At 62.0% G+C, this 25,598-nt stretch carries 25 protein-coding genes; 15 read left to right on the top strand and 10 right to left on the bottom strand.

Annotation, left to right across the window (positions count from 1 at the left end):
• Nucleotides 1-21: 21 nt before the first annotated feature.
• From FEV51_RS03765 to FEV51_RS03740, 6 genes are all read right to left on the bottom strand, one after another.
• Entirely contained in the window at nucleotides 22-444 is a 423-nt protein-coding gene (locus tag FEV51_RS03765) for a Fur family transcriptional regulator (RefSeq protein ID WP_138615998.1), read from the bottom strand.
• A 74-nt stretch (nucleotides 445-518) separates the two neighbouring features.
• Nucleotides 519-959 (bottom strand): Ros/MucR family transcriptional regulator, encoded by a 441-nt coding sequence (locus FEV51_RS03760; RefSeq protein ID WP_138615996.1) that lies wholly within the window; start codon nucleotides 957-959, stop codon nucleotides 519-521.
• 109 nt (nucleotides 960-1,068) lie between these two features.
• The gene (locus tag FEV51_RS03755; protein ID WP_138615994.1) at nucleotides 1,069-1,533 is read right to left on the bottom strand and encodes a GNAT family N-acetyltransferase; all 465 of its coding nucleotides are present in this window, start codon (nucleotides 1,531-1,533) and stop codon (nucleotides 1,069-1,071) included.
• Nucleotides 1,530-2,141 (bottom strand): tRNA (adenosine(37)-N6)-threonylcarbamoyltransferase complex dimerization subunit type 1 TsaB, encoded by a 612-nt coding sequence (gene tsaB, locus FEV51_RS03750; RefSeq protein ID WP_138615992.1) that lies wholly within the window; start codon nucleotides 2,139-2,141, stop codon nucleotides 1,530-1,532. Before tsaB ends, FEV51_RS03755 begins: the two co-directional genes overlap by 4 nt.
• A gap of 39 nt (nucleotides 2,142-2,180) precedes the next feature.
• On the bottom strand, nucleotides 2,181-2,789 hold the full coding sequence (locus FEV51_RS03745) for a malonic semialdehyde reductase (RefSeq protein ID WP_138615990.1): 609 nt from the start codon (nucleotides 2,787-2,789) through the stop codon (nucleotides 2,181-2,183).
• A gap of 23 nt (nucleotides 2,790-2,812) precedes the next feature.
• Nucleotides 2,813-3,394 (bottom strand): NifU family protein, encoded by a 582-nt coding sequence (locus FEV51_RS03740; protein ID WP_138615988.1) that lies wholly within the window; start codon nucleotides 3,392-3,394, stop codon nucleotides 2,813-2,815.
• Nucleotides 3,395-3,506: 112 nt separating this feature from the next.
• Between FEV51_RS03740 and FEV51_RS03735 the strand changes: the two genes are divergently transcribed.
• The 11 genes from FEV51_RS03735 (at nucleotide 3,507) to trxB (ending at nucleotide 18,021) form a co-directional block, all read left to right on the top strand.
• Nucleotides 3,507-6,440, top strand: a complete 2,934-nt coding sequence (locus FEV51_RS03735) for a M16 family metallopeptidase (protein WP_138615986.1) — start codon at nucleotides 3,507-3,509, stop codon at nucleotides 6,438-6,440.
• Nucleotides 6,441-6,567: 127 nt separating this feature from the next.
• Nucleotides 6,568-7,941, top strand: a complete 1,374-nt coding sequence (locus FEV51_RS03730) for a class II 3-deoxy-7-phosphoheptulonate synthase (RefSeq protein ID WP_138615984.1) — start codon at nucleotides 6,568-6,570, stop codon at nucleotides 7,939-7,941.
• Nucleotides 7,942-8,051: 110 nt separating this feature from the next.
• Nucleotides 8,052-9,134, top strand: a complete 1,083-nt coding sequence (locus FEV51_RS03725) for a GGDEF domain-containing protein (RefSeq protein ID WP_138615982.1) — start codon at nucleotides 8,052-8,054, stop codon at nucleotides 9,132-9,134.
• Nucleotides 9,135-9,278: 144 nt separating this feature from the next.
• Complete coding sequence (egtB, locus tag FEV51_RS03720) at nucleotides 9,279-10,538, top strand: ergothioneine biosynthesis protein EgtB (RefSeq protein ID WP_138615980.1); 1,260 nt, start codon at nucleotides 9,279-9,281, stop codon at nucleotides 10,536-10,538.
• Nucleotides 10,539-10,540: 2 nt separating this feature from the next.
• On the top strand, nucleotides 10,541-11,533 hold the full coding sequence (egtD, locus tag FEV51_RS03715) for an L-histidine N(alpha)-methyltransferase (protein WP_138615978.1): 993 nt from the start codon (nucleotides 10,541-10,543) through the stop codon (nucleotides 11,531-11,533).
• Between the two features lie 46 nt (nucleotides 11,534-11,579).
• The gene (locus FEV51_RS03710) at nucleotides 11,580-12,254 is read left to right on the top strand and encodes a retropepsin-like aspartic protease family protein (RefSeq protein ID WP_138616402.1); all 675 of its coding nucleotides are present in this window, start codon (nucleotides 11,580-11,582) and stop codon (nucleotides 12,252-12,254) included.
• A 30-nt stretch (nucleotides 12,255-12,284) separates the two neighbouring features.
• Nucleotides 12,285-13,028 carry a trehalose-phosphatase gene (gene otsB / locus FEV51_RS03705; RefSeq protein ID WP_138615976.1) on the top strand — a complete coding sequence of 248 codons (744 nt, stop codon included), beginning with the start codon at nucleotides 12,285-12,287 and terminating at the stop codon, nucleotides 13,026-13,028.
• Entirely contained in the window at nucleotides 13,025-14,812 is a 1,788-nt protein-coding gene (locus FEV51_RS03700) for a glycoside hydrolase family 15 protein (RefSeq protein ID WP_138615974.1), read from the top strand. The genes otsB and FEV51_RS03700 overlap by 4 nt, the downstream gene beginning before the upstream one ends.
• 41 nt (nucleotides 14,813-14,853) lie before the next feature.
• A complete protein-coding gene (locus FEV51_RS03695) occupies nucleotides 14,854-16,200 on the top strand; it encodes an alpha,alpha-trehalose-phosphate synthase (UDP-forming) (RefSeq protein WP_246034419.1) in 1,347 nt (448 codons plus the stop codon).
• Nucleotides 16,197-16,976 carry a tyrosine-protein phosphatase gene (locus tag FEV51_RS03690; RefSeq protein WP_138615972.1) on the top strand — a complete coding sequence of 260 codons (780 nt, stop codon included), beginning with the start codon at nucleotides 16,197-16,199 and terminating at the stop codon, nucleotides 16,974-16,976. The genes FEV51_RS03695 and FEV51_RS03690 overlap by 4 nt, the downstream gene beginning before the upstream one ends.
• 64 nt (nucleotides 16,977-17,040) lie before the next feature.
• Nucleotides 17,041-18,021 (top strand): thioredoxin-disulfide reductase, encoded by a 981-nt coding sequence (trxB, locus tag FEV51_RS03685; protein WP_171033023.1) that lies wholly within the window; start codon nucleotides 17,041-17,043, stop codon nucleotides 18,019-18,021.
• 3 nt (nucleotides 18,022-18,024) lie between these two features.
• On the opposite strand, the gene FEV51_RS03680 is transcribed toward trxB, so the two are convergent.
• The 3 genes from FEV51_RS03680 to FEV51_RS03670 form a co-directional block, all read right to left on the bottom strand.
• Nucleotides 18,025-18,456 (bottom strand): MAPEG family protein, encoded by a 432-nt coding sequence (locus tag FEV51_RS03680; RefSeq protein ID WP_138615970.1) that lies wholly within the window; start codon nucleotides 18,454-18,456, stop codon nucleotides 18,025-18,027.
• A gap of 16 nt (nucleotides 18,457-18,472) precedes the next feature.
• On the bottom strand, nucleotides 18,473-18,904 hold the full coding sequence (locus tag FEV51_RS03675) for an MAPEG family protein (RefSeq protein WP_138615968.1): 432 nt from the start codon (nucleotides 18,902-18,904) through the stop codon (nucleotides 18,473-18,475).
• Between the two features lie 63 nt (nucleotides 18,905-18,967).
• On the bottom strand, nucleotides 18,968-19,915 hold the full coding sequence (locus tag FEV51_RS03670; RefSeq protein ID WP_246034418.1) for a threonine ammonia-lyase: 948 nt from the start codon (nucleotides 19,913-19,915) through the stop codon (nucleotides 18,968-18,970).
• 86 nt (nucleotides 19,916-20,001) lie between these two features.
• Here FEV51_RS03670 and FEV51_RS03665 point away from each other — a divergent pair, with 86 nt between their 5' ends.
• The 4 genes from FEV51_RS03665 to FEV51_RS03650 all read left to right on the top strand — a co-directional run bounded on the left by FEV51_RS03665 (nucleotide 20,002) and on the right by FEV51_RS03650 (nucleotide 24,749).
• Nucleotides 20,002-21,213: a saccharopine dehydrogenase family protein gene (locus tag FEV51_RS03665; RefSeq protein ID WP_138615964.1), complete on the top strand. Its 1,212-nt coding sequence runs from the start codon at nucleotides 20,002-20,004 to the stop codon at nucleotides 21,211-21,213.
• On the top strand, nucleotides 21,213-22,178 hold the full coding sequence (locus FEV51_RS03660) for a peptidyl-alpha-hydroxyglycine alpha-amidating lyase family protein (protein WP_138615962.1): 966 nt from the start codon (nucleotides 21,213-21,215) through the stop codon (nucleotides 22,176-22,178). The genes FEV51_RS03665 and FEV51_RS03660 overlap by 1 nt, the downstream gene beginning before the upstream one ends.
• Complete coding sequence (locus tag FEV51_RS03655; protein ID WP_138615960.1) at nucleotides 22,178-23,353, top strand: carboxynorspermidine decarboxylase; 1,176 nt, start codon at nucleotides 22,178-22,180, stop codon at nucleotides 23,351-23,353. The genes FEV51_RS03660 and FEV51_RS03655 overlap by 1 nt, the downstream gene beginning before the upstream one ends.
• Nucleotides 23,354-23,546: 193 nt before the next feature.
• On the top strand, nucleotides 23,547-24,749 hold the full coding sequence (locus FEV51_RS03650; protein WP_138615958.1) for a type III PLP-dependent enzyme: 1,203 nt from the start codon (nucleotides 23,547-23,549) through the stop codon (nucleotides 24,747-24,749).
• Between the two features lie 17 nt (nucleotides 24,750-24,766).
• Here the strand turns inward: FEV51_RS03650 and FEV51_RS03645 are convergent, their stop codons facing one another.
• Complete coding sequence (locus FEV51_RS03645; protein ID WP_138615956.1) at nucleotides 24,767-25,540, bottom strand: hypothetical protein; 774 nt, start codon at nucleotides 25,538-25,540, stop codon at nucleotides 24,767-24,769.
• Between the last annotated feature and the right edge of the window lie 58 nt (nucleotides 25,541-25,598).

Genomic DNA, 25,598 nt, shown 5'->3' with positions numbered 1-25,598 from the left:
ACACGCAGCTGGCCGTCGCGGTCAGCCTTCGCGGTCAAGCCGGACACCGTAGAGTTCCATCCGGTGATCGACGAGGCGGTATCCCAGCTTCTCGGCAATCTGCTTCTGCAAGGCTTCCAGTTCGGGGTCGACGAATTCGACCACCTTGCCGGTTTCGACATCGATCAGATGATCGTGATGCGCCTCGGGCGCGGCTTCGTACCGGGCGCGGCCGTCGCCAAAATCATGGCGGTCGAGGATGCCTGCTTCTTCGAACAAACGCACTGTCCGATAGACTGTGGCGATCGAGATCTTGGGATCGATGGCGCTGGCACGGCTGTGCAGCATTTCGACATCGGGGTGGTCTTCGCTTTCCGACAGGACGCGCGCGATCACCCGGCGCTGCTCGGTTATTCGCAGACCCTTGTCGGCGCACAATTGTTCAAGATCGATCTTTTGCTGCACCCAAGTCTCCGCGAAACGAAAAACGCCCCGGACCCATAGGGGGGCGGGGCGCTCTTCTCAAGTTATCGGCGTGTTCAGGCGGTTTTCTTCTTCCGCCCGCGCTTCTGGCCCGGCTTGCGGCCCAGGCCGATTTTCACCGCGAGGTCGCGGCGGGTTTCGGCATATTCCGGGGCAACCATCGGATAGTCGCCGCCCAGGCTCCAGCGTGCGCGATATTCGTCGGGGGTCATATCATGCTCTGTCGAGAGGTGGCGTTTCAGCATCTTCATCTTCTTGCCGCAGTCGAGGCAGACGATGTGATCTTTCTTGATCGATGCACGAACCGAAACCGCCGGATCGGGCAGTGCTTCGGCAGCATTGCCTTCGCCGCCCAGGCCCGCGAGCGCGGAATAAGTGTTGGTAATCAGCGTCGGAACGTCTTCCACCGCAACATTGTTATTGCTCACATGCGCGGCAACAATGTCAGATGTTAACGTAATCAGCATTTCTGCGATGTCAGTTTCCATGGAATCCATTCTTTCGATACTCCCTCACCGTCCTTTTATTGGATGGCGAGGGGTTTGTCGACTGTGAATTGTATAAATCCGACATTTTTCTTAGTGCAATTGCAGAATCTGGGGGAAATCAGTCGCTTTTAAAGACCTTGCCGAAGGTAATGGCGTCGATCAGCGTCCCATCCAGCGCCCGATAATAGTCCTTGCGAGTACCGATCGGCTGGAATCCCAGCTCGCAGTAAAGCCGTTCAGCGGGATTTCCTGCTCGCATTTCCAGGAAGACGCGGTCGGCGTTCGATTCGCGCGCGCTTTGGAAAAAGCGTTCGATCAACGCTTGGCCAATTCCGCGCCCGCGAAGTTCAGGCCGCACCGCGACCAGTAACAATTCAACCTCGCCCGGTGCGCGCCGCGCCAAGACGAAACCGGCAGCGGGCTCTTCCTCGCGCCAGGGTCCGCCATCTTCACCGGCCAGAATAGTATAGGTGTGCGGCATACACAGTGAATCGGCGACCTGGCGGCGGGTCCATGCCTCGCGCCAATGCGGATCGAAAGATGCCTCCATCACGGCCATCAGCGCGTCCAGCGCATCTGTCATGCGGGCAGTTTGGCGTCTGGCGGGCGGCCATAGAGCGGAGCCAGCGCATCAGTGAGCAGCGCCGCAGGTATTTGCAGGGCAAAGCGGGCATCGGGCAGGATATCGAGCACCCGATGGTCCGATCCCGCAATCTCGCCCTTTTCGCGCGCCCTGTTCCCGGCGATGGTCGGATGGTTGCAGCAGGTGGTGACGGCATCGGGGCGTAGCGAGACCAGCGCCATTTCTGGCAGGCCGTCACCGGCAAAATCCTGCATGAACCACTCGCCGTGCCCGCCTGCCATGCAGACCGACACCGGGCCGGGATATTGCGCGCGCGCCATCGCGGCCACCAGCGCGAGCGTTGGATAGCCGCGCACAATGCTGCTCCAGGCCACACCCAAAGCGCGTGCGGCGGCGAGGCCGATCCGTGTTCCGGTGAAGCTGCCCGGACCCAGCGAGACGAGGATTTTCTCCGCGCGCCCCTTGTCTGGCAATTCGGCAATCAGCGGGACCAGCCGCTCGGCATGGCCGCGGCCCAGCACGACGTGGCGCGCATCGCGCAATGCGCCATCCTCGAACAGCGCCACCGAGCATGCCTCGGTCGCGGTTTCTATCGCCAATATTCGCATAATGCGGTGTTGCCCGATGGGGGTGCGGGCTTCAAGGGGTCAGCCGATCCGGTTGAACTTGTCGAAATCGGGCCGCGGGCTGCGGTCATGCACCGTGGTGGGGTCGCCATAACCGATCGAACAGATCCAGTCAGCGCGGTGGCGCGGCTGGTCTGCGAAAAATTCCTTGGTCACGCCGTCCAGATCGACACCCGACATCGGTCCGCAATCCAGTCCCAATGCGCGGGCAGCAATGATCAGATACGCGCCCTGCAAAGCCGAATTGCGCGCGGCGCCTTCCTTGCGGCCAGCTTCATTGCCTTCAAACCAGCTCTTGGCATCGGTATGCGGGAACAGCCACGGCAGTTCTTCGTGGAAATCGATGTCATAGCCGATGATGACCGTAACCGGCGCGGCGCGGACCTTGTCTTTATTGGCGTCGCTGCACAACTGCGCGAGCTTTTCCTTGGCATCATCCGATGTGACCCACACCAGCCGCGCGGGCTGCATATTGGCCGAGGTCGGACCCATCTTCATCAGTTCGTAAATGGCGTGAATCTGGGCCTCGCTCACCGGCTTGTCGAGCCAGCCATTATAGGTGCGTGCGGCGCGAAATATCTGGTCGAGTGCCTGGCCGGAAAGCGTCGTGTCGTGAAACTGCTGCGTCATAAAAATCCTCAGTCGGCAAATGGTCAGGCGGCGCGGACTTCAACGACTTCCGGTACGTAATGTTTCAGCAGGCCTTCGATGCCGTGCTTCAGCGTGGCGCTGGACGAGGGGCAGCCTGAGCACGCGCCCTGCATGGTCAGATAGACCACACCGTCCTTGAACCCGCGATATTGGATATCGCCGCCATCGCCCGCAACGGCGGGGCGGACCCGCGTTTCGAGCAATTCGTTGATCTGCGCGATAATATCGGAATGCTCGGGATTTTCCTCGAACATCAGTTCGGTATCGTCCGGCGGAACGGCAATACCGGCCGCGCTCCCGGGGGTGAACAAAGGTGCCTCGGACACGAAATGATCGAGCAGGATCGATAGCACTTGCGGCTTGAGATCGGTCCAGTTGACGCCGGGTGCAGCGGTGACGGAAACGAAATCGCTGCCGAAGAACACGCCGGTCACTTCGCCAGTGTCGAAGATCGCCTGCGCCAGCGGGCTGGCCTCGGCCGCCTCGGGACTGGTAAAATCGCGGGTGCCCGCGCTCATCACTGCCTGTCCGGGCAGGAATTTGAGGCTGGCGGGGTTCGGTGTGGTTTCGGTCTCTATAAACATGACCGGGATGTAGGGATGCACGGCGACAGCGACAAGCAATCGTTTGTGCGAGGGGCTTTGTTTCAAGCGATGTTCACTGGCCCTTCACCAACAGGCTTCCTATATCGCCGCCATGGCTATTCTTCCGTGCGCCAGCCGGCGTCTCGCGCTTTTCCTCCCCCTTGCGTTGCTCGCTCCGCAGCTCAGTTCTGCGCAGGAGGCCTTACCGGCACCGCGCGCGCTGCAAACCGGCGATGAAACCCCGTGGATTTACGAAGGCAGCGACGTCCCGCAGGACAAGGAGTGGACCTTTGGCAAGATGGCCAATGGCCTGCGCTATGCGGTTCGCAAGAACGGCGTCCCGCCCGATCAGGTGTCGATCCGTGTGCGAATCGATGCAGGTTCTCTGCACGAGGAGGACAGCGAGCGCGGCTATGCGCATCTGCTGGAGCATCTGCTGTTCCGTGAGAGCAAATACCTCGGCCCCGCTGAAGCGATACCGACGTGGCAGCGGCTGGGCGCGACCTTTGGCAGCGACACCAATGCCGAAACCAGCCCGACGCATACCGTCTTCAAGCTGGACCTGCCCAATGTCGATGCGGCCAAGCTGGACGAGAGTTTCAAGCTGCTGTCAGGCATGGTCCGCGCGCCGGTTCTGAGCGACCGCAATGTTGCCGCAGAAGTGCCCATCGTGCTCGCCGAAATGCGCGAGCGGGGCGGGGCGCAGCAGCGTGCCGCCAAGGCCATGCGCGAGGCGCTGTTCGCTGGGCAGCGGCTGGCCGTGCGCGATCCGATCGGCACCGAAGCCACGCTGAACGCGGCGCGCGGTGCGCCGGTCAAAGCCTTTTATGACCGTTGGTATCGCCCCGAAAACACCGTGATCGTCGCGGTTGGCGACATTGAGCCGGAACAGCTGGCTGCCGAGGTCGAAAAGTATTTTGGCGACTGGGAAGGCAAGGGCCCGCTGACGCCCGCGCCCGATTTTGGCGATCCGGTCGCCCCGGCTGGCGCAAATCCGGCCAATCCGATTGGCGAGACCGCTGTTATTGTCGAACCCGATTTGCCGCGCAATTTCAATTATGCCGTGCTGCGCCCGTGGCGTCCGGTGCAGGACACGATCGTCTATAACGAGGGGCTGCTGCGCGATTCACTGGCCGTTGCGCTGATCAATCGCCGCCTGGAAGCACGCGCCCGCGGGGGCGGCAGCTATCTTTATGCTCAGGTTCAGCAGGATGACGTCAGCCGTTCCGCCGATGCGACCTTCGTGTCCTTTGCGCCCCTGACCAATGATTGGCAGAAGGCACTGTCGGACGTGCGTTCTGTTATTGCCGATGCGGTATCCATTCCACCGACGCAGGACGAGATTGACCGCGAAATTGCGGAATTCGAAGTGGCTTTTGCCAGTTCCGTCGAGCAGCGGCGGGTGATGGCGGGGGCCAAGCTGGCTGACGATATTGTCAACGCGGTAGATATCCGTGAGGCTGTGGCCGCGCCCGAAACCGTGCTGATGGTCTTCAATTCGATGAAGGGCAAAATCACCGGACAGCAGCTGCTTGAACATACGCAGGCGCTGTTTTCGGGTGCAGTGATCCGCTCTGCTTATTCAACCCCCGCCACTGGAGAGGCTGACGCTGCGACATTGCGCACTGCGTTGACCACCACCGTTGATGCCGATGGCAGCGCGCGGCTGGCGGCCAATGCGATTTCCTTTGCCGATTTGCCCGCCATCGGGACGCCGGGAGAGGTCGTGCAGGCGGCTCCCATCGGTGTGCTCGACATCGAGCGGGTCGATTTTGCCAATGGCGTCAAGGTGCTGCTGTGGTCGAACGATGCCGAACCGGGCCGGGTGGCGCTTAAAGTGCGTTTCGGTGCGGGCAACCGGGCGTTCGAAGCCAAGGATGCCGCCTATATGACGCTGGGCGAGATGGCGCTGGTCGGATCGGGTTTGGGCGAACTGGGGCAGGAGGAACTTGACCGCATTTCCACCGGACGCCGGATGGGTTTCGATTTCGGCATCGGTGATGGCGCGTTCACGCTGTCGGCACAGACACGCCAGCAGGATCTCGGCGACCAGCTCTATCTGTTCGCCGCCAAGCTGGGGATGCCGCGCTGGGATCCCAATCCGGTGATCCGCGCCAAGGCTGCCGCGCGGCTGGCCTATGAAAGCTATGCCACCAGCCCGGTTGGCGTATTGGGCCGCGATCTGGAGTTCCTGCTGCGCGATTCCGACCCGCGCTTTACCACACCCACCCCCGACATGATTGCCGCCGCAACACCTGAGCGTTTCCGCGAAGTGTGGGAGCCGCTGCTGAAACAAGGCCCGGTTGAAGTGCTGGTGTTCGGCCAGTTCGACCGCGAAGAAACCATCGAGGCCCTGCGCAAGACCTTTGGCGCTTTGCCTGCGCGTGAGGCGATTGCGCCAGCTGCGCTGAACCGCACTACCGGCTTCCCCGATGCGGGCGAAACCGTGGTCGAATTTCATCGCGGCGATGCCAATCAGGCAGCGGCTGTGATCGCCTGGCCCAGCGGTGCCGGGCTTGCTGATTTGCGCGAATCGCGCCAGCTGGAAATCCTGACGCAGGTCTTCAACAACCGGCTGATGGATGCACTGCGCGAACATGCCGGGGCCAGCTATGCGCCCGTGGTGCGGTCCGAATGGCCGAGCGATGTGAACAGCGGTGGTCGCATCAGCGCGCTGGCGCAGCTGACGCCCGAAGACGTGCCGGTGTTCTTCCGTGAAGCCGACAAGATCGCCGGGGATCTGGCCGCTAGCCCTCCGACGACCGATGAATTGCAGCGGGTCACCGAGCCGCTGCTGCAATATATCAACCGCGCATCGACCGGGAACACCTTCTGGCTTTATCAGCTGGAAGGCGCGACCACCGAGCCCAAGCGGATTGCGTTGCTGCGCTCGCTGCTGGCGGATTACACACGCACTACGCCCGCTGCGATGCAGACATTGGCGCAGAAGTATTTCGGCGGCACGCCCGGCTGGCGTCTGGCGATTATTCCTGCCGGCCAGTCGCTGGCGACATCGCTGCCGCAACCGGCTGTTGGCGGGCGTTGAACCGCCCGGCGCAAATCGCGCGTATCGGCGGGCCAAGCAAAAGCTGCTTGTGTCAAATCGCCTGAACCGCTTGCGCTGAACGTCAGCGGCGCGCACGATTGCGCCGGATCAGGAGTGTAGGACGGTCATGGCGAATAATTGGGAACCCGACAGCTGGCAGCGTCATGAAGCGCGGCACTTGCCTGCCTATCCCGATCCCGCCGCGCTGGAGCAGGCGCAGGCCACATTGACCACGCATCCGCCACTGGTGTTTGCGGGCGAGGCGCGGGCGCTGAAAGCTGATCTGGCCGAAGTGGCAGAAGGCCGCGCGTTCCTGTTGCAAGGCGGCGATTGCGCCGAAAGCTTTGCCGAGTTTCACCCGAACAACATTCGCGACACCTTTCGCGTGTTGCTGCAGATGGCGGTGGTGATGACCTTTGCCAGCAAGAAGCCTGTGGTAAAGGTGGGGCGCATGGCGGGCCAGTTTGCCAAGCCGCGCAGTTCGCCCAACGAAACGCAGGGTGACATCACGCTCCCCAGCTATCTGGGTGACAATATCAACGGCATCGATTTCGAATATGCCTCGCGCCAGCCTGATCCGGCGCGGATGGTGCGCGCCTATTCACAGGCCGCCGCCACGCTCAATCTGCTGCGCGCCTTTGCCGGCGGCGGCTATGCCAATTTGCGGCAAGTCCACCAGTGGACGCTGGATTTCATGGATCGCAGCCCCTGGGCCGATAAATTCAAGGATGTCGCCGACCGGATTGGCGAGGCGCTCGATTTCATGGAAGCCTGCGGGATCGACCCCGCCACTGTGCCGCAATTGCAGGGCACCAGTTTCTATACCAGTCACGAAGCGTTGCTGCTGCCCTACGAACAGGCGATGTCGCGTCAGGACAGCCTGACCGGCGATTGGTACGATACCAGCGCACATATGTTGTGGATCGGAGACCGCACCCGGTTCGAAGGCAGCGCACATATCGAATTCGCCCGCGGCATCGGTAACCCGCTGGGTATCAAGTGCGGTCCCAGTCTGGAGCCCGACGCGCTGCTCAGACTGCTCGATACGCTCAACTCCGGCCGCGAGGCGGGCCGCATCACGCTGATCAGCCGGTTTGGCCATAACAATGTCGAGGAAGGCCTGCCGCGCCTGATCCGCGCGGTTGAGCGTGAAGGGCACAAGGTCGTGTGGAGCTGCGACCCCATGCACGGCAATGTCGTGAAATCGGACAGCGGCTACAAAACACGACCGTTCGACCGTATTCTGACCGAATTGAAGCGCTTCTTTGACGTGCACCGCGCCGAGGGCACGCATCCCGGCGGGGTGCATGTCGAAATGACCGGGCAGGACGTGACAGAATGTGTCGGCGGCGCTGTGGCGATTACTGATGCGGCGCTGGGCGACCGCTATCACACGCATTGCGATCCGCGTCTGAACGCTGCGCAATCGCTGGAACTGGCGTTTCTGATCGCCGAAATGCTCAACACCGAACAGGCTGTCCGCCGCGCCGACGCGGCCTGAGATACGTATAAGCCCCGGGTTTCCGCTTCACCCGATGTGGAGCGTGCCCGCGCATAGCGATCCTTCGAGAAGAGGAGCGATATGTGCGGTTACCCTGGGGAGATACGTTTGTGAGTGTCGTGTGCTGGTCGGTCGCTGCGCTGCCGGCCTTGGCGCTGCTGCGTGAGATAAGCCTCGAGCCGGTGCGCTGGCTCCTCGCCGCGACAGTGGTGCCGGTGCTGGGTCTGCTGGTACGGCAAATGTGGTTCGCGCAAGAGCTTGACCGCTGCGAACGCTCGCTGGAAACCAGCGACCGCCAGAACGAGATGGCTGACGAGCTGGCAGGTGTCGCGCGGTGGAGCTACGATGTTGTCAATGAACACCATCGCTGGTCACAGGAAATGTGCCGGATTTCCGGGCTTGATGCAGAAACTGAACCAAGCGACGCGGTGCTAGGACAGATGTTGCTGGGCGGTTTCGGTCAGGTTATGGTGACGCTGGACGAACACGCAAATGATCGCCGCCCCTATGCGGTCGAGTTTGAAATCGAGCATGTCGTAACCGGCAGCCGCGTGCTGCGCGCGCGGGCGTGCAATTGCTTTGCGCCTGATGGCACGCGTGAGCAGATATTCATGGTGCTGCGCGATATTACCGAGGAGTATCTGCGCATTGCCGAGGCCGAAGCCGAACGCGCGGCGGCCCTTGTTCAGGCGCAGGAGGCGCTGCGGCTGGCCAATACCGACCCGCTGACCGGGTTGGCCAATCGCCGCAGTGCAATGGCCACGCTCGACAGTGCGATCATGGCCGCGCGCAGCAAGAAGCACCCTCTGTCGCTGCTGGTATTCGACATCGATCACTTCAAGCAGGTCAACGACACGCATGGCCACCAGGCAGGCGACCGGGTGCTGGTGCGGCTTGCCGAACTGGTCAACCGGCAGGCGCGCGAAGGCGATCTGATCGCGCGGATGGGGGGTGAGGAGTTTATCTGGTTGATGACAGATGCCGATCGCCGTGCCGCGCGTGAAGCCGCCGAACGGCTGCGCTGGGCCATCGAAGCAGGCACTGCTCTGGCACCCGTAGCCGCCGTGACAGTCAGCGTTGGCCATGCCACGCTGGGGCCGCAAGATGCCTCGCTGACGCTGTTCGCGCGTGCCGATGCGGCGTTGTATGAGGCCAAGCGGCATGGCCGCAATCAGGTGAGCATGGCGGCCTGATCGGCACCGGATAACCGCTGGCAGGGCCGAAAATCGCGATAGAATACCGCTATTTCCCGCAATGGGTCTTTAAATCGCAACGGATGTCCGCCATGATGGATCATGGTTGCCAAACTCCGGCAGCCGCAACGTCAGGGGGGCTGCATGTCCCGGATTTCTAGCCTTTCCCATCCGGCCAACGCCGGAGATCGCGCCGGCAATTTTGCTGCGGTCCGCGCGCTGAGCGAAGGATTGGTCGCGCCGCTGAGTGAAGCGGACGCGACGTTGCAATCGATGGAGGATGCCTCCCCCGCCAAATGGCATCTGGCGCACACCACATGGTTCTGGGAAACCTTTCTGCTGCGCGATCACGCGCCGGGATACACGCTGTATGACGAGCGTTGGCCGTTCGTCTTCAATTCCTATTACGAGGCTGAGGGTGAGCGGATCGACCGCTTTTCGCGCGGGATGCTGTCGCGCCCGACGCTGAGCGATCTGCTCGACTGGCGCGCGCATGTTGATGCGGCGATGGTTTCACTGCTCGACCGCGAAGACCTTGCGCCGCTGATCGACATCGGCCTGGCGCATGAGCAGCAGCATCAGGAATTGCTGCTGACCGATATCAAGCATGCACTGTTCCAGAACCCGCTGGGTCCGGCGATGTGGGATAGCCCACCGCCGCCAGCAGTGCATACGGGGGAGCGCGGCTGGCACCGCCATCCCGGCGGCATCGCCCGGGTCGGGCATCTGACCGGCGGCTTTGCCTTCGACAATGAAGGCCCCGCGCACCGCAAACTGTTTGAACCCTTCGCCTTGGCTGACCGGCTGGTCACCAATGGCGAATGGACGGAATTTATCGCCGATGGCGGGTATGCGGCGGCCAGACTGTGGCTGTCGGATGGCTGGGGCTGGGTGCGCGACCATGGCATTACCGCGCCGCTATATTGGCGCGATGACGAGCAGTTCACCCATGCCGGATGGCAGAGCCGCGACCCCCATGTGCCGGTGACGCATATCTCCTATTACGAGGCTGATGCCTTTGCGACCTGGGCCGGTTTCCGTCTGCCGACCGAATGCGAATGGGAAGTCATCGCGCGCGGGACGCAGGGCGAAGTTGCGGCGCATGATCCCGCTGCTGGCAACCAGCTCGACCGCGCACACGCGCCCATGCCTAAAGGCGGCACCGATCTGTTTGGCGATTGCTGGCAGTTCACCCGCTCCGCCTATCTGCCCTATCCGCGCTTCCAACCGGCAGAAGGCGCAGTGGGTGAATACAATGGCAAATTCATGAGCGGGCAGTTCGTGCTGAAAGGCGCCAGCTGTGCCACGCCGCGCGGCCATTCGCGCGCTTCCTACCGCAATTTCTTCTATCCCCACCAACGGTGGCAGTTCACCGGATTGCGACTGGCAAAGGATCTACCGTGAAAATGACCAAGGGACTCTCGCTGGTTGAGCGGGATGATCAGGGTGTCGACCGCGCATTTCGCGAGGATGTGCTCAGGGGGTTGCGCCAGCGGCCCAAGGCAACGCCTGCGCGCTGGTTGTATGATGATGCCGGGTCCGAATTGTTCGAGGATATCACCGGGCTGGAGGAATATTACCCGACCCGCGCCGAAACCGAAATTCTCGATACGCGCGGTGCGGACTTTGCCGAGCTGATCGGACCGGGCCGTGCCGTGGTCGAATTTGGCTCTGGCAGTTCGGTCAAGACGCCATTGCTGCTCAGCGCGATTGCGCCGGGTGCTTATGTCCCCCTGGATATTGCCGGCGATTTCCTGCGCCAGTCTGCTGCTGCTCTGGGCGAGAAGTTTCCCGGCCTGCCGATCTATCCGGTCGAAGCCGATTTCATGCGTGACACGCAATTACCCGATGAAGTGATGCCGTTGAAGAAGCTGGGGTTCTTCCCGGGTTCGACCATCGGCAATATGGTCCCGCGCACTGCGGTCGATCTGCTGCGCTCGATGCGCGCCACGCTGGGGGCCGATGTCGGCGAAAGCCCTATGCTGCTGATCGGAATGGATCTGGTGAAAGATCGGGATGTGCTCGAAGCCGCTTATGACGATGCGCGCGGTGTCACGGCAGAGTTCAACCGAAATCTGGCGCGGCGCATCAATCGCGAGCTGGACGGCACGATCCCGGTCGATGCCCTGCGCCATGTGGCGCGTTGGAACGATGAATTCGCGCGGGTCGAAATGCACTTGCAAGCGACCGAGGCGATTGATTTCATTGTGTCGGGAGAGCGTTTTTCGATGGCTGAGGGTGAGACGATCCACACTGAAAACAGCCATAAGTTTACCCGCCGCAGCGCCTTCCTGATGCTGGGGGCTGGGGGCTGGACTCCGCTCAAACGCTGGAAGGATTCGGCGGGCCGCTTCTCGCTGATCCTGGCGCAGGCGACCGAGCACCGCGACGCGCCCTGACACGCTTTCATTTGCGCGCAAGGTCGGGGCACTTATAGTGGCCGATATGGAACTTGGTCCCCTGTTTGCTTCGCTTGCCGAAGTCATCCGTTCGATCCCGCGCTCCGAACTGCTGGTCGCCGCGCTGATGGCGATGGTGGCCGGGTGGGTCGGATCGGCAATGGTCCGCCGCCGTATTGCCTTTGGCGGAATGCTGCGCGCCGCAAGCTCGGTGGTGCTCGGCCTCGTGCTGCTGACCGTAATGCTCCAGCTGTCCCGGATGGACCCACGCTTCGATATTGCCGTGCCGCAATTGGGAATGCCCGAACAGATTGTGGAGGGCGGCGAAACCCGCATTCCCATGGCGCAGAACGGCCATTTCTGGCTGCGCGCGGAAATTAACGGCGTGCCCGCCAATTTCCTGGTCGATACCGGGGCGACTTACACGGCGATTTCGGAGGATGTTGCGCAGCGCGCCGGGCTGACCCCGCGCCGGGGCGGGATTCCGATTATGCTGGAAACCGCCAATGGCACGATCTCGGCGCATATGGCGACGGTCGACCGGCTGAGCTTCGGAAATATTTCGGCCACCGGCACCGATGCGGTGATCGCCAGCAATTTTGGCGACACCAATGTGATCGGCATGAATGTGCTCGCCAGGCTGAAAAGCTGGAAGGTGGAGGACGGCGTGCTGGTGCTGGTACCCAAACCTGCGGATATCGCCGCCACCCCCGCCATTTGACCTCGCAGCAGCAGCGGTTAAGGCGCGCTGATGCCCAGTGTGACCACGCTTCCCGCTCCCCCCGCATTGCCTGACCTGATGGCGGCGGGGCCGATTGCCCTGTTCGTTGATTTTGACGGCACTCTGGTAGAGATCGCTTCAGGGCCGGACGCAATTGTGGTCCCCGATACGCTGACGGCAAGGCTGCATGATCTACGCAACCGAATGGTGGGGCGGCTCGCACTGGTCAGCGGGCGGGCGCTGGATGATCTGGAGAAGCACATCGGATCCTGCGAGATCGCGCGTGCCGGTTCGCACGGGGCGTCATGCCTCATGGCCGATGGATCGCGGTTGGGGACGGAGCCTGAACCGCTGCCTGCCGACGCAATCCATGCCTTGCGGGACTTCGCCCAAAGCCATGACCTGACCTACGAGGCCAAGCAGCACGGCGGCGCTTTGCATTACCGCGCACGGCCCGATCTGGGTGAAGCCGCGCTCGCCTTCGCCCGCCAGATCGCGGCGCAGCATGGATTGGTGGTCAAAACCGGCAAGGCGGTGGCCGAACTGGTGCACCCCGGCGCTGACAAGGCCGGTGCGGTGCGCGCATTTATGGCAGAGGCACCCTTTGCCGGAGCCACACCGATTTTCATCGGGGACGACGTGACCGACGAGGATGGCTTTGCCGCTGCAATCGAATTCAGCGGGTTTGGCATTGCCGTGGGGGACCGGCAAAGCGAAGCCGCGCGTTACCGTCTCGACTCTGTTACCGCAGTGCACCATTGGTTGGACCTATGACCCAAGCCTCACTCGAACTCTCGCCCATCGGCAATTGTCAGGTCAGTGCGCTGGTCGACGCGGAGGGCGGGTTCACCTGGGGCTGTATCCCGCGTGTCGATGGTGATCCGGTGTTCTGCTCGCTCCTCAATGGCGGGGAGCGTATGAAAGGCACATGGCGCTTCGAGCTGGAAGGCCAGACTACCGCCTCGCATTGGTACGAGCGCAATTCCGCCATTCTGGTGACCCGGCTTGAAAGCGAAGATGGCAGCGCGGTGGAAATCCACGACTTCGCGCCGCGCTTTGAAAAATCGGGGCGAATGTACCGCCCGGTTGCCTATTGTCGGATAGTCCGCCCGGTGGCGGGCGCGCCGCGGATGCGGGTCATCCTCTCGCCGATGAAGAATTACGGCGAGGCGGTGGCCGAAACCACCAATGGCACCAATCACATCCGCTATCTGGTTGGCCCGCAGGCGCTGCGCCTGTCCACCGATGCGCCGGTTGGCTATATTCTTGAGCAGCGCAGTTACCGGGTCGAGCATGATCAGCATTTCTTCCTTGGCCCTGACGAGCCGTTTGTGGGCAATATCCGCTCCGAAACCCGGCGTATCGAGGCCCGCACCGCGCGCTATTGGCAGCATTGGGTGCGCGGCTTGCATATCCCGCTGGAATGGCAGGACGCGACGATCCGCGCTGCCATCGGCCTGAAGCTGTGCCAGCACGAGGAAACCGGCGCGATTGTCGCGGCGCTGACCACGTCGATTCCCGAAGCACCGCTGAGCGAGCGCAATTGGGATTACCGCTACTGCTGGATCCGCGACAGCTATTACACGGTGCAAGCGCTTAACCGGCTGGGCGCGCTGGATGTGTTGGAGAAATACCTCACCTATCTGCGCAACATCATCGATCAGGCGCGCGGCGGGCAGATCCAGCCGCTGTATTCGGTGATGGGCGAGGGTGAACTGATCGAACGCAAGGCAGAACATCTGGCGGGCTATCGCGGGATGGGTCCGGTACGCGTCGGCAATGCTGCCTATCACCAGATCCAGCACGATTGTTACGGCCAGATTGTCCTGCCAACCGCGCAGGCCTTCTTCGACCGCCGCCTGCTGCGAATGGCGGACGAGCGTGACTTTGCCGCGCTGGAGGAAGTGGGCGAGCAGGCCTTTGCCATGCATGACCAACCCGATGCCGGCCTGTGGGAATTCCGCACGCGGCAGGAAGTGCACACCTATTCCGCCGTCATGTGCTGGGCCGCGTGTGACCGGTTGGCCAATGTCGCAAAGCAGCTGGACAAGGACGACCGCGCTGCCGTCTGGACAGACCGCGCCGACACCATTCGCGCCCGGATCGAGAGCGAGGCCTGGAACGAAGAGGGCGCACATTACGGCGCCAGCTTCGAAAGTGATTATCTGGACGCCAGCCTGCTGCAAATGGTGGAGCTGCGGTTCCTGTCGCCCGGCGATGACCGGTTCAAGTCCACCTTCGCTGCAGTCGAGCGCGAGTTGCGGCGCGGCGATCATATGCTGCGCTATGCCGCAGAAGATGATTTCGGCGCGCCCGAAACCGCGTTCAACGTGTGCACATTCTGGTTGATCGAGGCGCTGCATCTGGCGGGCCGCAGCGAAGAAGCGCGCGAGATATTTGTCGCCATGCTGGGGCACCGCACCCGATCGGGGATGCTGTCCGAGGATTTGGATTATCAGGTCAACGAGCTGTGGGGGAACTTCCCCCAGACCTACTCGCTGGTAGGTATCATCAACTGCGCCGGCCTGCTGTCAAAACCCTGGAGCGAAGTCCGCTGAGCGATCAACCGCGTCTTGTCGTTATTTCCAACCGAGTTGCGGTGCCCAAGGCTCGCGGTGTCGCGGGTGCGCAGGGCGGTCTGGCGGGCGCGCTGAATGCTGCGTTGAAGAAATACACCGGCGTGTGGTTCGGCTGGTCGGGCGAGGAGGTGGATGAGCATACGGGCGAAATCTCCACTCAGACCACCGACGGCGTCACCACCGCGACGATGGATCTGAGCGCGCGCGATATTGACGAATATTACAACGGCTATGCCAATTCGACGCTGTGGCCGCTGTTCCATTATCGGCTCGATCTGGCGGAATACGAACGCGAAACGGGCAAGGGCTACGAACGCGTCAACGAACTGTTTGCCGAGGCTGCCGCGCCGCTGATTAATGATGGCGATCTGGTCTGGGTGCATGATTATCACCTGATCCCGCTGGGCGAACGGCTGCGGGCGCGCGGGCTGAAAAACCGTATCGGCTTCTTCCTCCACATCCCATGGCCCGCCGCGCGGCTGTTCGTGTCGCTGCCCTATCACGAGCGGCTGGTGCACACCTTGCTGCATTACGATGTGGTGGGTTTCCAGACCGCCGAATGGCTCGACAGCTTCCTGCATTATTGCCGCACCGAACTGGGCGCGGAGGTTGATGATGAAGCTGGCACAGTCACGCTGGACGGTCGCACCACGCTGGCGCGCGCTTACCCCATAGGGATCGATTGGGACCATTTCAGCGCGCTGGGCGCGACTGCCGAGGCACAGAAAGCGGAAAAGCGCCTGCTTTCCTCCACCCGCCACCGCACCGCGATGATCGGCGTGGACCGGCTCGACTATTCCAAGGGCCTGCCCGAACGGCTCGACGGGATCGGGCGGTTTTTCGACCAGCACCCCGAGCGTGTGCGGGATCTGGTGTTCATCCAGATCGCACCGCCCAGCCGCGAGGATGTGGATAGCTATCAGCAGATCCGTGCCGAGCTTGAGCAGAAGACCGGCCAGATCAATGGCGCACGTTCCGAAGTGGATGCGGTGCCGGTCCGTTACGTCAATCGCGGTTATAGCCACGGCGAATTGTTCGGCTTCTTTCGCGCTGCTAAAATCGGGCTGGTGACGCCATTGCGGGACGGCATGAATCTGGTCGCCAAGGAATATATCGCGGCGCAGGACCCCGATGATCCCGGCGTGCTGATCCTGTCACGTTTTGCCGGGGCGGCGGCGCAATTGCCTGACGCGTTGCTGGTCAATCCGCACAGCCCGGACGATCTGGCGCACGCCATTGGCAAGGCGCTGGATATGCCGCTGGCAGAACGCAAGGAACGGTGGGAGAAACTGGTGGTCACAGTACGCGACGATAATGTGCAGGACTGGACGGCCAATTTCTTGCGCGATCTGGCGGCGCAGGTATGAGCCTCGCCAAATTCGTCCCTACTCAGGGCATTCACAATCTGCGAGATTACGGCGGCTGGCCCGTTGCGGGCGGCGGTGCGGTGAAAACCGGGCTGCTGTACCGATCAGGCCAGCACGTTGCCGCGACCGATGCCGATCTGGCGGCGGTTGAGGCGCTGGATATTCGCACTGTGATCGATCTGCGCGGTGTTGGGGAGCGAGAGCGCAACCCTTGCCGCCGAACTGCCGGCTGGGACGGGTCGGTCGTCGCCTTCGAGGGCGAAACCACTTCCAGCCCGCCGCATATGGATGTGGACGAGAGCACCACCACTGCCAATTTCGCGCGGCAACGTATGATGGCAGTGTACATTCGAATGCCGCGCAATCCGGCGATGACCGAGATGTTCGGCCGCTATTTCCGCGCGCTGGACAGCCGGGATGGGGCCAGCCTGGTGCATTGCTTTGCGGGCAAGGATCGCACCGGCGTAGCGGCGACCCTGTTGCTGCATGTTCTGGGCGTGAGCGAGGAAGACCAGCGCGCCGAATTCTTGCTGACCAATGCCGCACCCACCCTGTCGGTGCTGCGCGACCAGTCGGTGCCGATGATCGAACAGCGGCTGGGCCGCACTCTGGACGAAGCTGCCATCCGCGCTTTGTTGGAAGTGCACGAAGACTATTTGGATACCTTCATGGCGGAGGTCGCGCAGGACCACGGCTCGCTCGACGCCTACCTCGCCAGTGCGATAGGTGTGGACGACGCAATGCGCACACGGTTGCAGCAACGCTTCGTGGCGTGACACAAGGCCTGCGGCTTCCCATATAGCCGCGACATCCCGAATCCTCACTGCACGAGACACCATCATGGCCACCCATCGCACCAAAATGCTCATCATCGGCTCCGGCCCCGCAGGCTATTCCGCCGCGATCTATGCCGCGCGCGCGATGATGGAGCCGATCGTGGTGCAGGGCCTGCAACCCGGCGGCCAGCTGACCATCACCACAGATGTCGAAAACTATCCCGGCTTTGCCGATGTGGTGCAGGGCCCGTGGCTGATGGAGCAAATGCAGAAACAGGCCGAGCATGTCGGCACGCGGATGATGTGGGACACGATTGTCGATGTCGATCTGACCGGCGGCAGCCCGTTCCGCGCAATTGGCGACAGCGGCGATGAATATATCGGTGATGTGCTGGTGATCGCTACGGGCGCGCAGGCCAAATGGCTGGGCGTGCCGGGCGAAATGGAGCTGGGCGGCAAGGGAGTGTCGGCCTGCGCAACGTGTGACGGGTTCTTCTATCGCGGCAAGAAGGTCGTGGTGATCGGCGGCGGCAATACTGCGGTCGAGGAAGCGCTCTACCTCACCAATCATTCCGATGACGTGACCCTGATCCACCGCCGCGATTCGCTGCGGTCGGAACGGATTTTGCAGGAGCGCCTGTTTGCCAATCCCAAGATCAAGGTGCTGTGGAACAAGGCGGTCGAAAGCTTTGAAGGCAATCCGGCCTCAGGCGGGCTGACGCATCTGAAACTGCGCGATACTGCGACGGGCGAGGATAGCGAGCTGCATGCCGACGGCGCCTTCGTGGCCATCGGTCACGCGCCTGCAACCGAACTGTTCAAGGGCAAGCTGCCGATGGACGATGGCGGCTATCTTGAGGTTGAGGCAGGCACGCCCAAGACCGCAATCCCCGGCGTGTTCGCCTGCGGCGATGTGATGGATCACACCTACCGTCAGGCGGTCACCGCTGCGGGTACTGGCTGCATGGCCGCGCTGGACGCCGAACGCTTCCTCGCCACGCTCGATTATGCCGAGCAGATGGGCGAGAGCGAAGCGGCGGAATAGCCCTTAGTGAAAGACAGCAAACCCTGCGTGCAGGATCATCGCCATCAGCACCAGGCTGGATAAGGCGAACAGGACAAACCGCACCATGACGCGGTTGGCGGTCGCCTGCACCAGCGAGTGGATCACGCGCAGCCCGACATAAATCCACGCCAGCAGCGCGTTCATGTCATTGCCCTGACCGATCATCGCCAGCAGCAGCGCAGCTGCATAAAACACAGTCGGTGCCTCGTGCAGATGATTGTAATTGTGCGCTTTCCACTGAACCTTGTCAGGCAGCGCATCGTCCAGACTGCTCGGCGTGCTGCCGACTAGGTTTTTGGCATCGATCCCGGCTTTGGTCATGGCGGGAATGCGGGTGGCATACATCCACACCCACATGAGCATGGTCCACGCCATCAGGACGACGACGGGTTGCAGGATCTGGCTATCGATCATGGTCAGGCTCCGAAATTCAGCTAAACAGGGTGAGCGCCAGCGCGCGCCACGAGAGGTAGGCCAGCGCCAGTGTCGACAGCAGGAACAGCATCAGCCGCACTGTCACCACATTCACCGTCGCCTGCCAGATCGAATGGACAATCCGCAGCGCCACATAGATCCACGCCGCCAGCGTATCGCCTGCCGCAGCGCCGAGCATGGCGATGACCACGCAGACCGCATAGAACAGCGTCGGCTGCTCCATCAGATGCGTGTAATTGTGTGATTTCCAGTTCACCGATGCGGGCAAATGCTCTTCGATATCCTGCCCGCGAATGCCGGGTTTGGCCTTGCCGACGGAACCGCCGCCCTTCGCCAACGAGGGAAACCGCGTCAGCGCCATCCAAATCAGCATGATCAGCGACCACGCAATCAGTACCGCCGCCGGTGCCAGCATCTGTGCCTGCATTATTGTGTCTCCCCCAAAGTGGCATCAAGCGTGCTGCCCGTTGCAGACATTGTCAAAGGAAACCTATTCTCCGGCCAGCATGGCGGCGAAGCTGGCGGCATCGGTATTTCCGCCGGTCAGCATGATCACGCTGTATTCGTCGAGCGGGACCTTGCCCGCCAGTGCCGCCGCCAGCGCCGCTGCGCCGCCGGGTTCGACCACCAGCCGCAGCTTGGCGAAAGCAAAACGCTGCGCGGTGCGAACCTCCTCGTCGGTCACAGTCACACCGGGGTCGGCGCGGTCCTTGAGCACGGCGAGGTTGATCGGCTTGGTCGCATCGGGCTGGAGCGCGTCGCAAATCGTTGCGGGCGGATTGGCACTGACCCGCACGATCTCGCCCGCTGCCAGCGCCTGCCCAACCATGTCCCAGCCTTCTGGTTCGACCGGCACTACCGCGCTTTCGGGGCAGGCGAGGGCGAGGCCAGCGGCCAGGCCTCCACCGCCGCAGCACGCCAGAATATTGCTGGGCTGGCGGCCCAGCTGTGCGGTGATTTCGATACCCGCGCTGCCCTGTCCCTCGATCACCCAAGGATCGGCAAAGGCGTGCACCAGCACCGCGCCGCTTTCCGCCACCAGCCGCGCGGCCACTTCGTCGCGGTCCTCGCCGGGGCGATCGTACAGCACGACTTCGGCCCCCAAGGCGCGGGTCGCATCCAGCTTCACCCCCGGTGCGTTGCGCGGCATCACGATGGTCGCGGCAATCCTCAGCTCACGCGCGGCCCAGGCCACGCCTTGCGCATGGTTGCCGCTGGACACCGCGACCACGCCGCGCTCGCTTTCAGCGTCTGTCAGCGCGCTCAAACGGTGCCATGCGCCGCGGATCTTGAAGGCGCCCACCGGTTGCAGCACCTCGGCCTTGGCCCAGCAGCGCACCGCGCCTATCTCCACCGGCAATAGCGGCGTCATCGGCAAGATCGCAGCGATCTTGTCCGCCGCCTCCTGAACCCCCTCGCGCGTTGGCATCCGCTGCATACCGTCTAACCTTTCTCGGATCATTTGGCGGCGATAGCGCATTTCGTTACAGGGCACGCAAGAATCGAAATGGAGAATACGGAATTATGTCGACAGTCCTGGTCATCGGCGCGGGCGGCGTCAGCTCGGTATGCGTCCACAAGATGGCGATGAACGCTGATATTTTCAGCGACATCCATCTGGCCAGCCGCACCAAATCGAAATGCGACGCAATCGCCGCTTCGGTGAAAGAGCGCACCGGCGTGGGCATTTCGACATATGAGATTGACGCTGAGGAAGTCCCCGCAATGGTCAATCTGATCAAGAAGGTCGGCCCCAGCCTGGTGGTCAATCTGGCGCTGCCGTATCAGGATTTGCCGATCATGGACGCCTGTCTGGAAGCCGGTGTGAACTATCTCGACACCGCGAATTACGAACCGAAGGAAGAGGCCAAGTTCGAATACAAATGGCAGTGGGCCTATCACGAACGCTTCAAACAGGCTGGGCTGATGGCGCTGCTGGGATCGGGCTTTGATCCCGGTGTCACCAGCGTGTTCACAATGTGGCTGAAGAAGCATAAGCTCAAAACCATTCGCCAGCTCGACATTCTGGACTGCAATGGCGGCGATCACGGCCAGCATTTCGCCACCAATTTCAATCCCGAAATCAATATCCGCGAAGTCACCGCGCCCGCCCGGCACTGGGAAAATGGCGAGTGGGTCGAAACCCCCGCAATGCAGGTCATGACCGAGTTCGACTTTGCCGAAGTCGGGACGCGCAATGCCTATCTGATGTATCACGAAGAGCTGGAAAGCCTTTCCAAATTCATCCCAGAACTGCAACGCGCACGGTTCTGGATGACCTTTGGCGATGCCTATATCAAGCATCTGACTGTGCTGCAGAATGTTGGCATGACCAGCATCGAGCCAATCCGGTATCAGGGCAAGGATATCATCCCGCTGCAATTCCTCGCCGCCGTTCTCCCCAAGCCGGAATCACTGGGCGAGACGACCAAGGGCAAGACCAATATCGGCGTAATCGCCACTGGCGAGGCGCTGGATGGATCGGGCGAGAAAACGTTCTACATCAACAATATCTGCGACCATGAGGACGCTTATGAGGAAACCGGCAACCAGGCGGTTTCCTACACCACCGGCGTCCCTGCAATGATCGGCAGCGCGATGGTGGTGCAGGGCACATGGCAGGGTGCGGGCGTCTTCAACATGGAAGAATGCGACCCCGATCCCTTTATGGAAATGCTGGGCGCGCATGGCCTGCCGTGGAACGTCACCGAACTTGATGGTCCGGTAAACTTCTGATGATGCGATCGGGCGCCGTCATGCTGATGCTGGCAGCGCTCGCAGCTTGCGGCAGCGGGGCCGAGGAAGACGTGCCGCGCGCGGTCGTCGATGCCGAATGGGCGCAGATCCCGGAAGGGATGGTGTTCGGGCAGGTCAGCGCGGTAGATACCGACAGCCACGGCCATGTTTTCGTCCTCCAACGCGGGACACGCGCCTGGGCAGAGCCATTTCCGACCGATACGATTGCCGAGCCTACTGTGCTGATGTTTGCGCGTAATGGCAGGTTGCTCGACAGCTGGGGTGCGGATGAGTTTGTCATGCCGCACGGTCTGTCGGTCGATGCCGATAACCGCGTGTGGATCACCGATGTCGCGCGCGAACAGGTGCTGCGTTTCTCGCACAATGGCGCGCCGGAGGCAGCCTGGGGTGAGCGCGGCGTTTCGGGTGACGATCAGGCGCATTTCGGGCGCCCCGCCGATGTCGGATTTGTGGGTGAAACCGTGCTGGTCGCCGATGGCTATACCAACCACCGGATTGCCGCTTTCGATGTTGCGGGCACACTGCTGGGCCGGACAGGCGAAGCGGGTTCGGGGGCCAGAAGCCTCGCCATCCCGCATTCGGTCGCGGCTGCTGATGGCAAGATCTACGTCGCCGACCGCGAAAATTCGCGCATCCAGACGCTCTCGCCCACTGGCGATGTGCTGGCCAGCTGGCCAACCCCCGGCCATCCCTACGCCGTCAAGCCACTGGGGGCGGGCTGGGTGGTCTCGCTGGAGGGCCGCGATGCTGCCGACCGTCCCGGCGCGATCATCCGCGTCTGGCGGCCCGACGGAACTGTCGAGCGCAGTTTTGATGTCAGCGCGCAGGACGGGCCGACCAAGGGACACGACTTTGCCATCGACAGCGACGGATCGATCTATGTCGCCGATGTCGATGCGGGCCGGATCGTAAAATTTGAACTTGCACAGGGCGGGGCGAAATAATGGAAACCAGAGCCGGCGATCCGGGCGCATTTGCGCAATTTGATCTGAACCGCGTCGACAGCCCCGCTTTCGTGGTAGATGCGGCCAAATTGCGCGCCAATCTGCAGGTGCTAGCCGATATTCGCGATGCCGCCGATATCAAGGTACTGGCCGCGCTCAAGGCGTTTTCGATGTGGTCGGTTGCGCCGATCATTGGCGAATATCTCGACGGCGTGTGCACCAGCGGACTGTGGGAAGCGCGGCTGGCGTCGGAATTCTACGACGGCGAAATCGCGACCTATTCTGCGGCGTACAAGCCCGATGAGCTGGAGGAGGTGTGCCGCCTGTCGGATCACGTCATCTTCAACTCGCCTGCACAGATGGAACGCGCCGCGCTGATCTTGGCGCATGCGCGTAGCCAGGGCGGCAGCTTCGATGTCGGGCTGCGCATCAATCCGCAAAGCCCGCAGGGCGAGGTGCCGCGTTACGATCCCTCCAGCCCCGGCTCACGCCTTGGCTTCCCGCTGGACCAGCTGACGCCTGAAATCATGGAGGGGGTGGAGGGCATTCATTTCCACAATCTGTGCGAACAGGATTTCGAACCCCTGCGCGAGACATGGGACAAGGTGTTCGATGCGATCGAGCCGTGGTTCGGCCAGCTCAAATGGATCAACATGGGCGGTGGCCACCACATCACCCGCGCCGATTACCAGCGCGACGAACTGATTGAATTCCTGCGCGACGCCAAGGAAGATACCGGCGCCGAGATTTACCTCGAACCGGGTGAGGCGGTGGCGCTGGATGCGGGCATTCTAGTGGGCACGATCCTAGACAATGGCTGGAATGGGCTGCCGGTGGCGATCACCGACATTTCCGCCACTTGCCACATGCCCGATGTGATCGAAGCACCCTATCGCCCCGCGATGTTGCATGAGGAGCAGGGTGCGGGCGAAGCGGTCAGGCTGGGCGGTCCATCCTGTCTGGCGGGCGATGTCATTGGTGATTACCGCCTGCCGGTGCCATGCGAGCCGGGTCAGCGCGTGGCCTTCCTTGATCAGGCGCATTATTCGATGGTCAAAACCAACACCTTCAATGGGGTGCAATTGCCCAGCATCTGGCTGTGGGATTCGGCCAGCGACGCGTTGGAGCAGGTGAAGACGTTCGGCTATCAGGATTTCCGCGACCGGCTCAGCTGACCGGCGCACTCCGTTTGGGCGCACCCACACCCCGCCGCAGCGGGCTTGGCCTTGTATCTGCGCAGTGACATTTCACTTGCAGTTCATGAAGCAGCTTATATACGCGCCCTCCGCAGCCAAGCTCCCTGCAAAGGGGGGACTTCCCAACCGCAAGGCTGCCTTGTCCGAAATAACCGTTTGGGGGTCCCTTGAATTGCACAGCTATCCTGACGCCCGGTCCGTAGTCCGCGCTTTTACGCCGGACGAGCCGATTATCCTCAACCGCCCGCACGCTGCGGCGCGCGCTGCCCGCTTCTTTATCGAGAAGTTTCCGGGCAAGTCGCTCTATGCGGTCAAGGCGAACCCGTCGCCGGACCTGCTGCAGATCCTGTGGGACAATGGCGTGACGCATTATGACGTCGCCTCGATTGCCGAGGTGCGGCTGGTGCGCGGATTGCTACCCGAGGCCGTGCTGTGCTTCATGCATCCGGTAAAGGCGACCAGCGCCATTCGTGAAGCCTATCACGAGCACGGGGTGCGCACTTTCAGCCTCGATTCGGCGGAAGAGCTGGAAAAAATCGTCGATGCCTGCCGCGATGCCGATGGCAAGCGCGCCAGGGATCTGCGCCTGTGCGTGCGCCTGCGCGTGTCGAGCGAATATTCCGAGCTGAGCCTGGCCAGCAAATTCGGCTGCGATTTGACTGAAGCGCCCGAGCTGCTGCAGCAGAGCCGCCAGCATTGTGACTGGCTGGGCGTGTGTTTCCATGTCGGCAGCCAGGCAATGACGCCGTTTGCCTATGTGCAGGCGCTGGAGCGCGTGCGCGTGGCGATTGGCGAGGCATCGGTGGTGATCGACATGATCGACGTCGGTGGTGGATTCCCCAGCGTCTATCCGGGTATGGAGCCTCCCCCGCTGGAGGACTTCTTCGCCATCATCCACCGCCAGTTTTACGCACTACCGATCGCCTACAATGCCGAGCTGTGGTGCGAACCCGGTCGGGCGCTGTGTGCCGAATACTCCTCGCTGATCGTGAAAGTCGAAAAGCGCCGAGGTGACGAATTGTATATCAATGACGGCGCGTATGGCGCGCTGTTCGATGCCGCGCATGTCGACTGGAAATTTCCTGTCCGTGCACTGGAAGACGACCTGATCAAGCCGGAGATGGACTTCGCCTGCTATGGCCCCACCTGCGATGATGCGGATTACATGAAGGGGCCGTTCACGCTGCCCGAAGACATCCAGGCCGGTGACTATTTCGAGATCGGGATGCTGGGTGCCTATGGCGCGGCAATGAAGACCGATTTTAACGGCTTCGGAGCAGCCGAACGCGTCGTGGTCGAGGATGAGCCTATGGCTAGCCTCTATGACGGCAGCCGCGTCCGCGAAGTTGCGGACAACGTAGTGAGTTTGCGCTGAGGCTTTTGCCCTGAACGTCAGCCAAATTCGGCGCGGTGGGCGTCCAGCACTGGTTTGACGCGCCCCAGTGCCTCGCCGATCAGCTGCGGAAATTCGCCGACATACATTTCCAGGATCGAATTGTGTGCGGCAACCACACGGCGGGCTTCGTGCCATTCCATACCCAGCGCAATCGCCCACTCGCGAAACGCATCGGCGGCCCCTGCTTCGGGCTTGAGCGACTTGGCCAGCGTGGGATGGAAATCCAGACGCCCCTCCATCGGCAGCAGTGCCAGCGGGAAGGGCAGCTTCAGGCGGGTTAGCGTATCATCGACATGCAGGCTGCCGCTGACCGGATGATAGGCCAGGATCGAGCTGAAATGCACATTCTCGTCCGCGCATACCATTTGTGTGCCGGCAGGGACCGAGAAGCGCAGATCGTCGCCAAAGATCGCCGGAAACGCATCATCTTCGCACTGCTGGCTTTGCCACGGCAGGTCTGGGAATTTGGCGTGATGCCGCGCGGTGCCATACAGCTTCGCTTGCGGAAAGGCGCGGTGCATCCATTCGCAGTGCACGGTGTGGAATGGATGCAAATTTACAATCGCCGCGACCTTGGCACCGCCATCGGTCAGCCGGTCCACTTCGCGGCGCACCGCATCGGTTAGCGTATAACTGTCGAGAAAAATGAATTCGCCGGAGCCGATGCGGATGAGCGAGCATTGCGTGCCGACATTGACCACCCCGCCGACGCGATAAGATCCGCGGACCGACCAGAAGCCGCCGCCGCAATCGATAAATTGTCCGGCCATGTGTGAAACTCCCATCTTGCGCATCCCTGCGCAATCAACGGGCCAGCCGCCGATTATG

This window comes from Qipengyuania marisflavi, assembly GCF_005884405.1.
GTDB lineage: Bacteria > Pseudomonadota > Alphaproteobacteria > Sphingomonadales > Sphingomonadaceae > Qipengyuania > Qipengyuania marisflavi.
The sequence above is the reverse complement of the archived record's forward strand: the minus strand, read 5'-3'. Positions and strand labels throughout refer to the sequence as shown.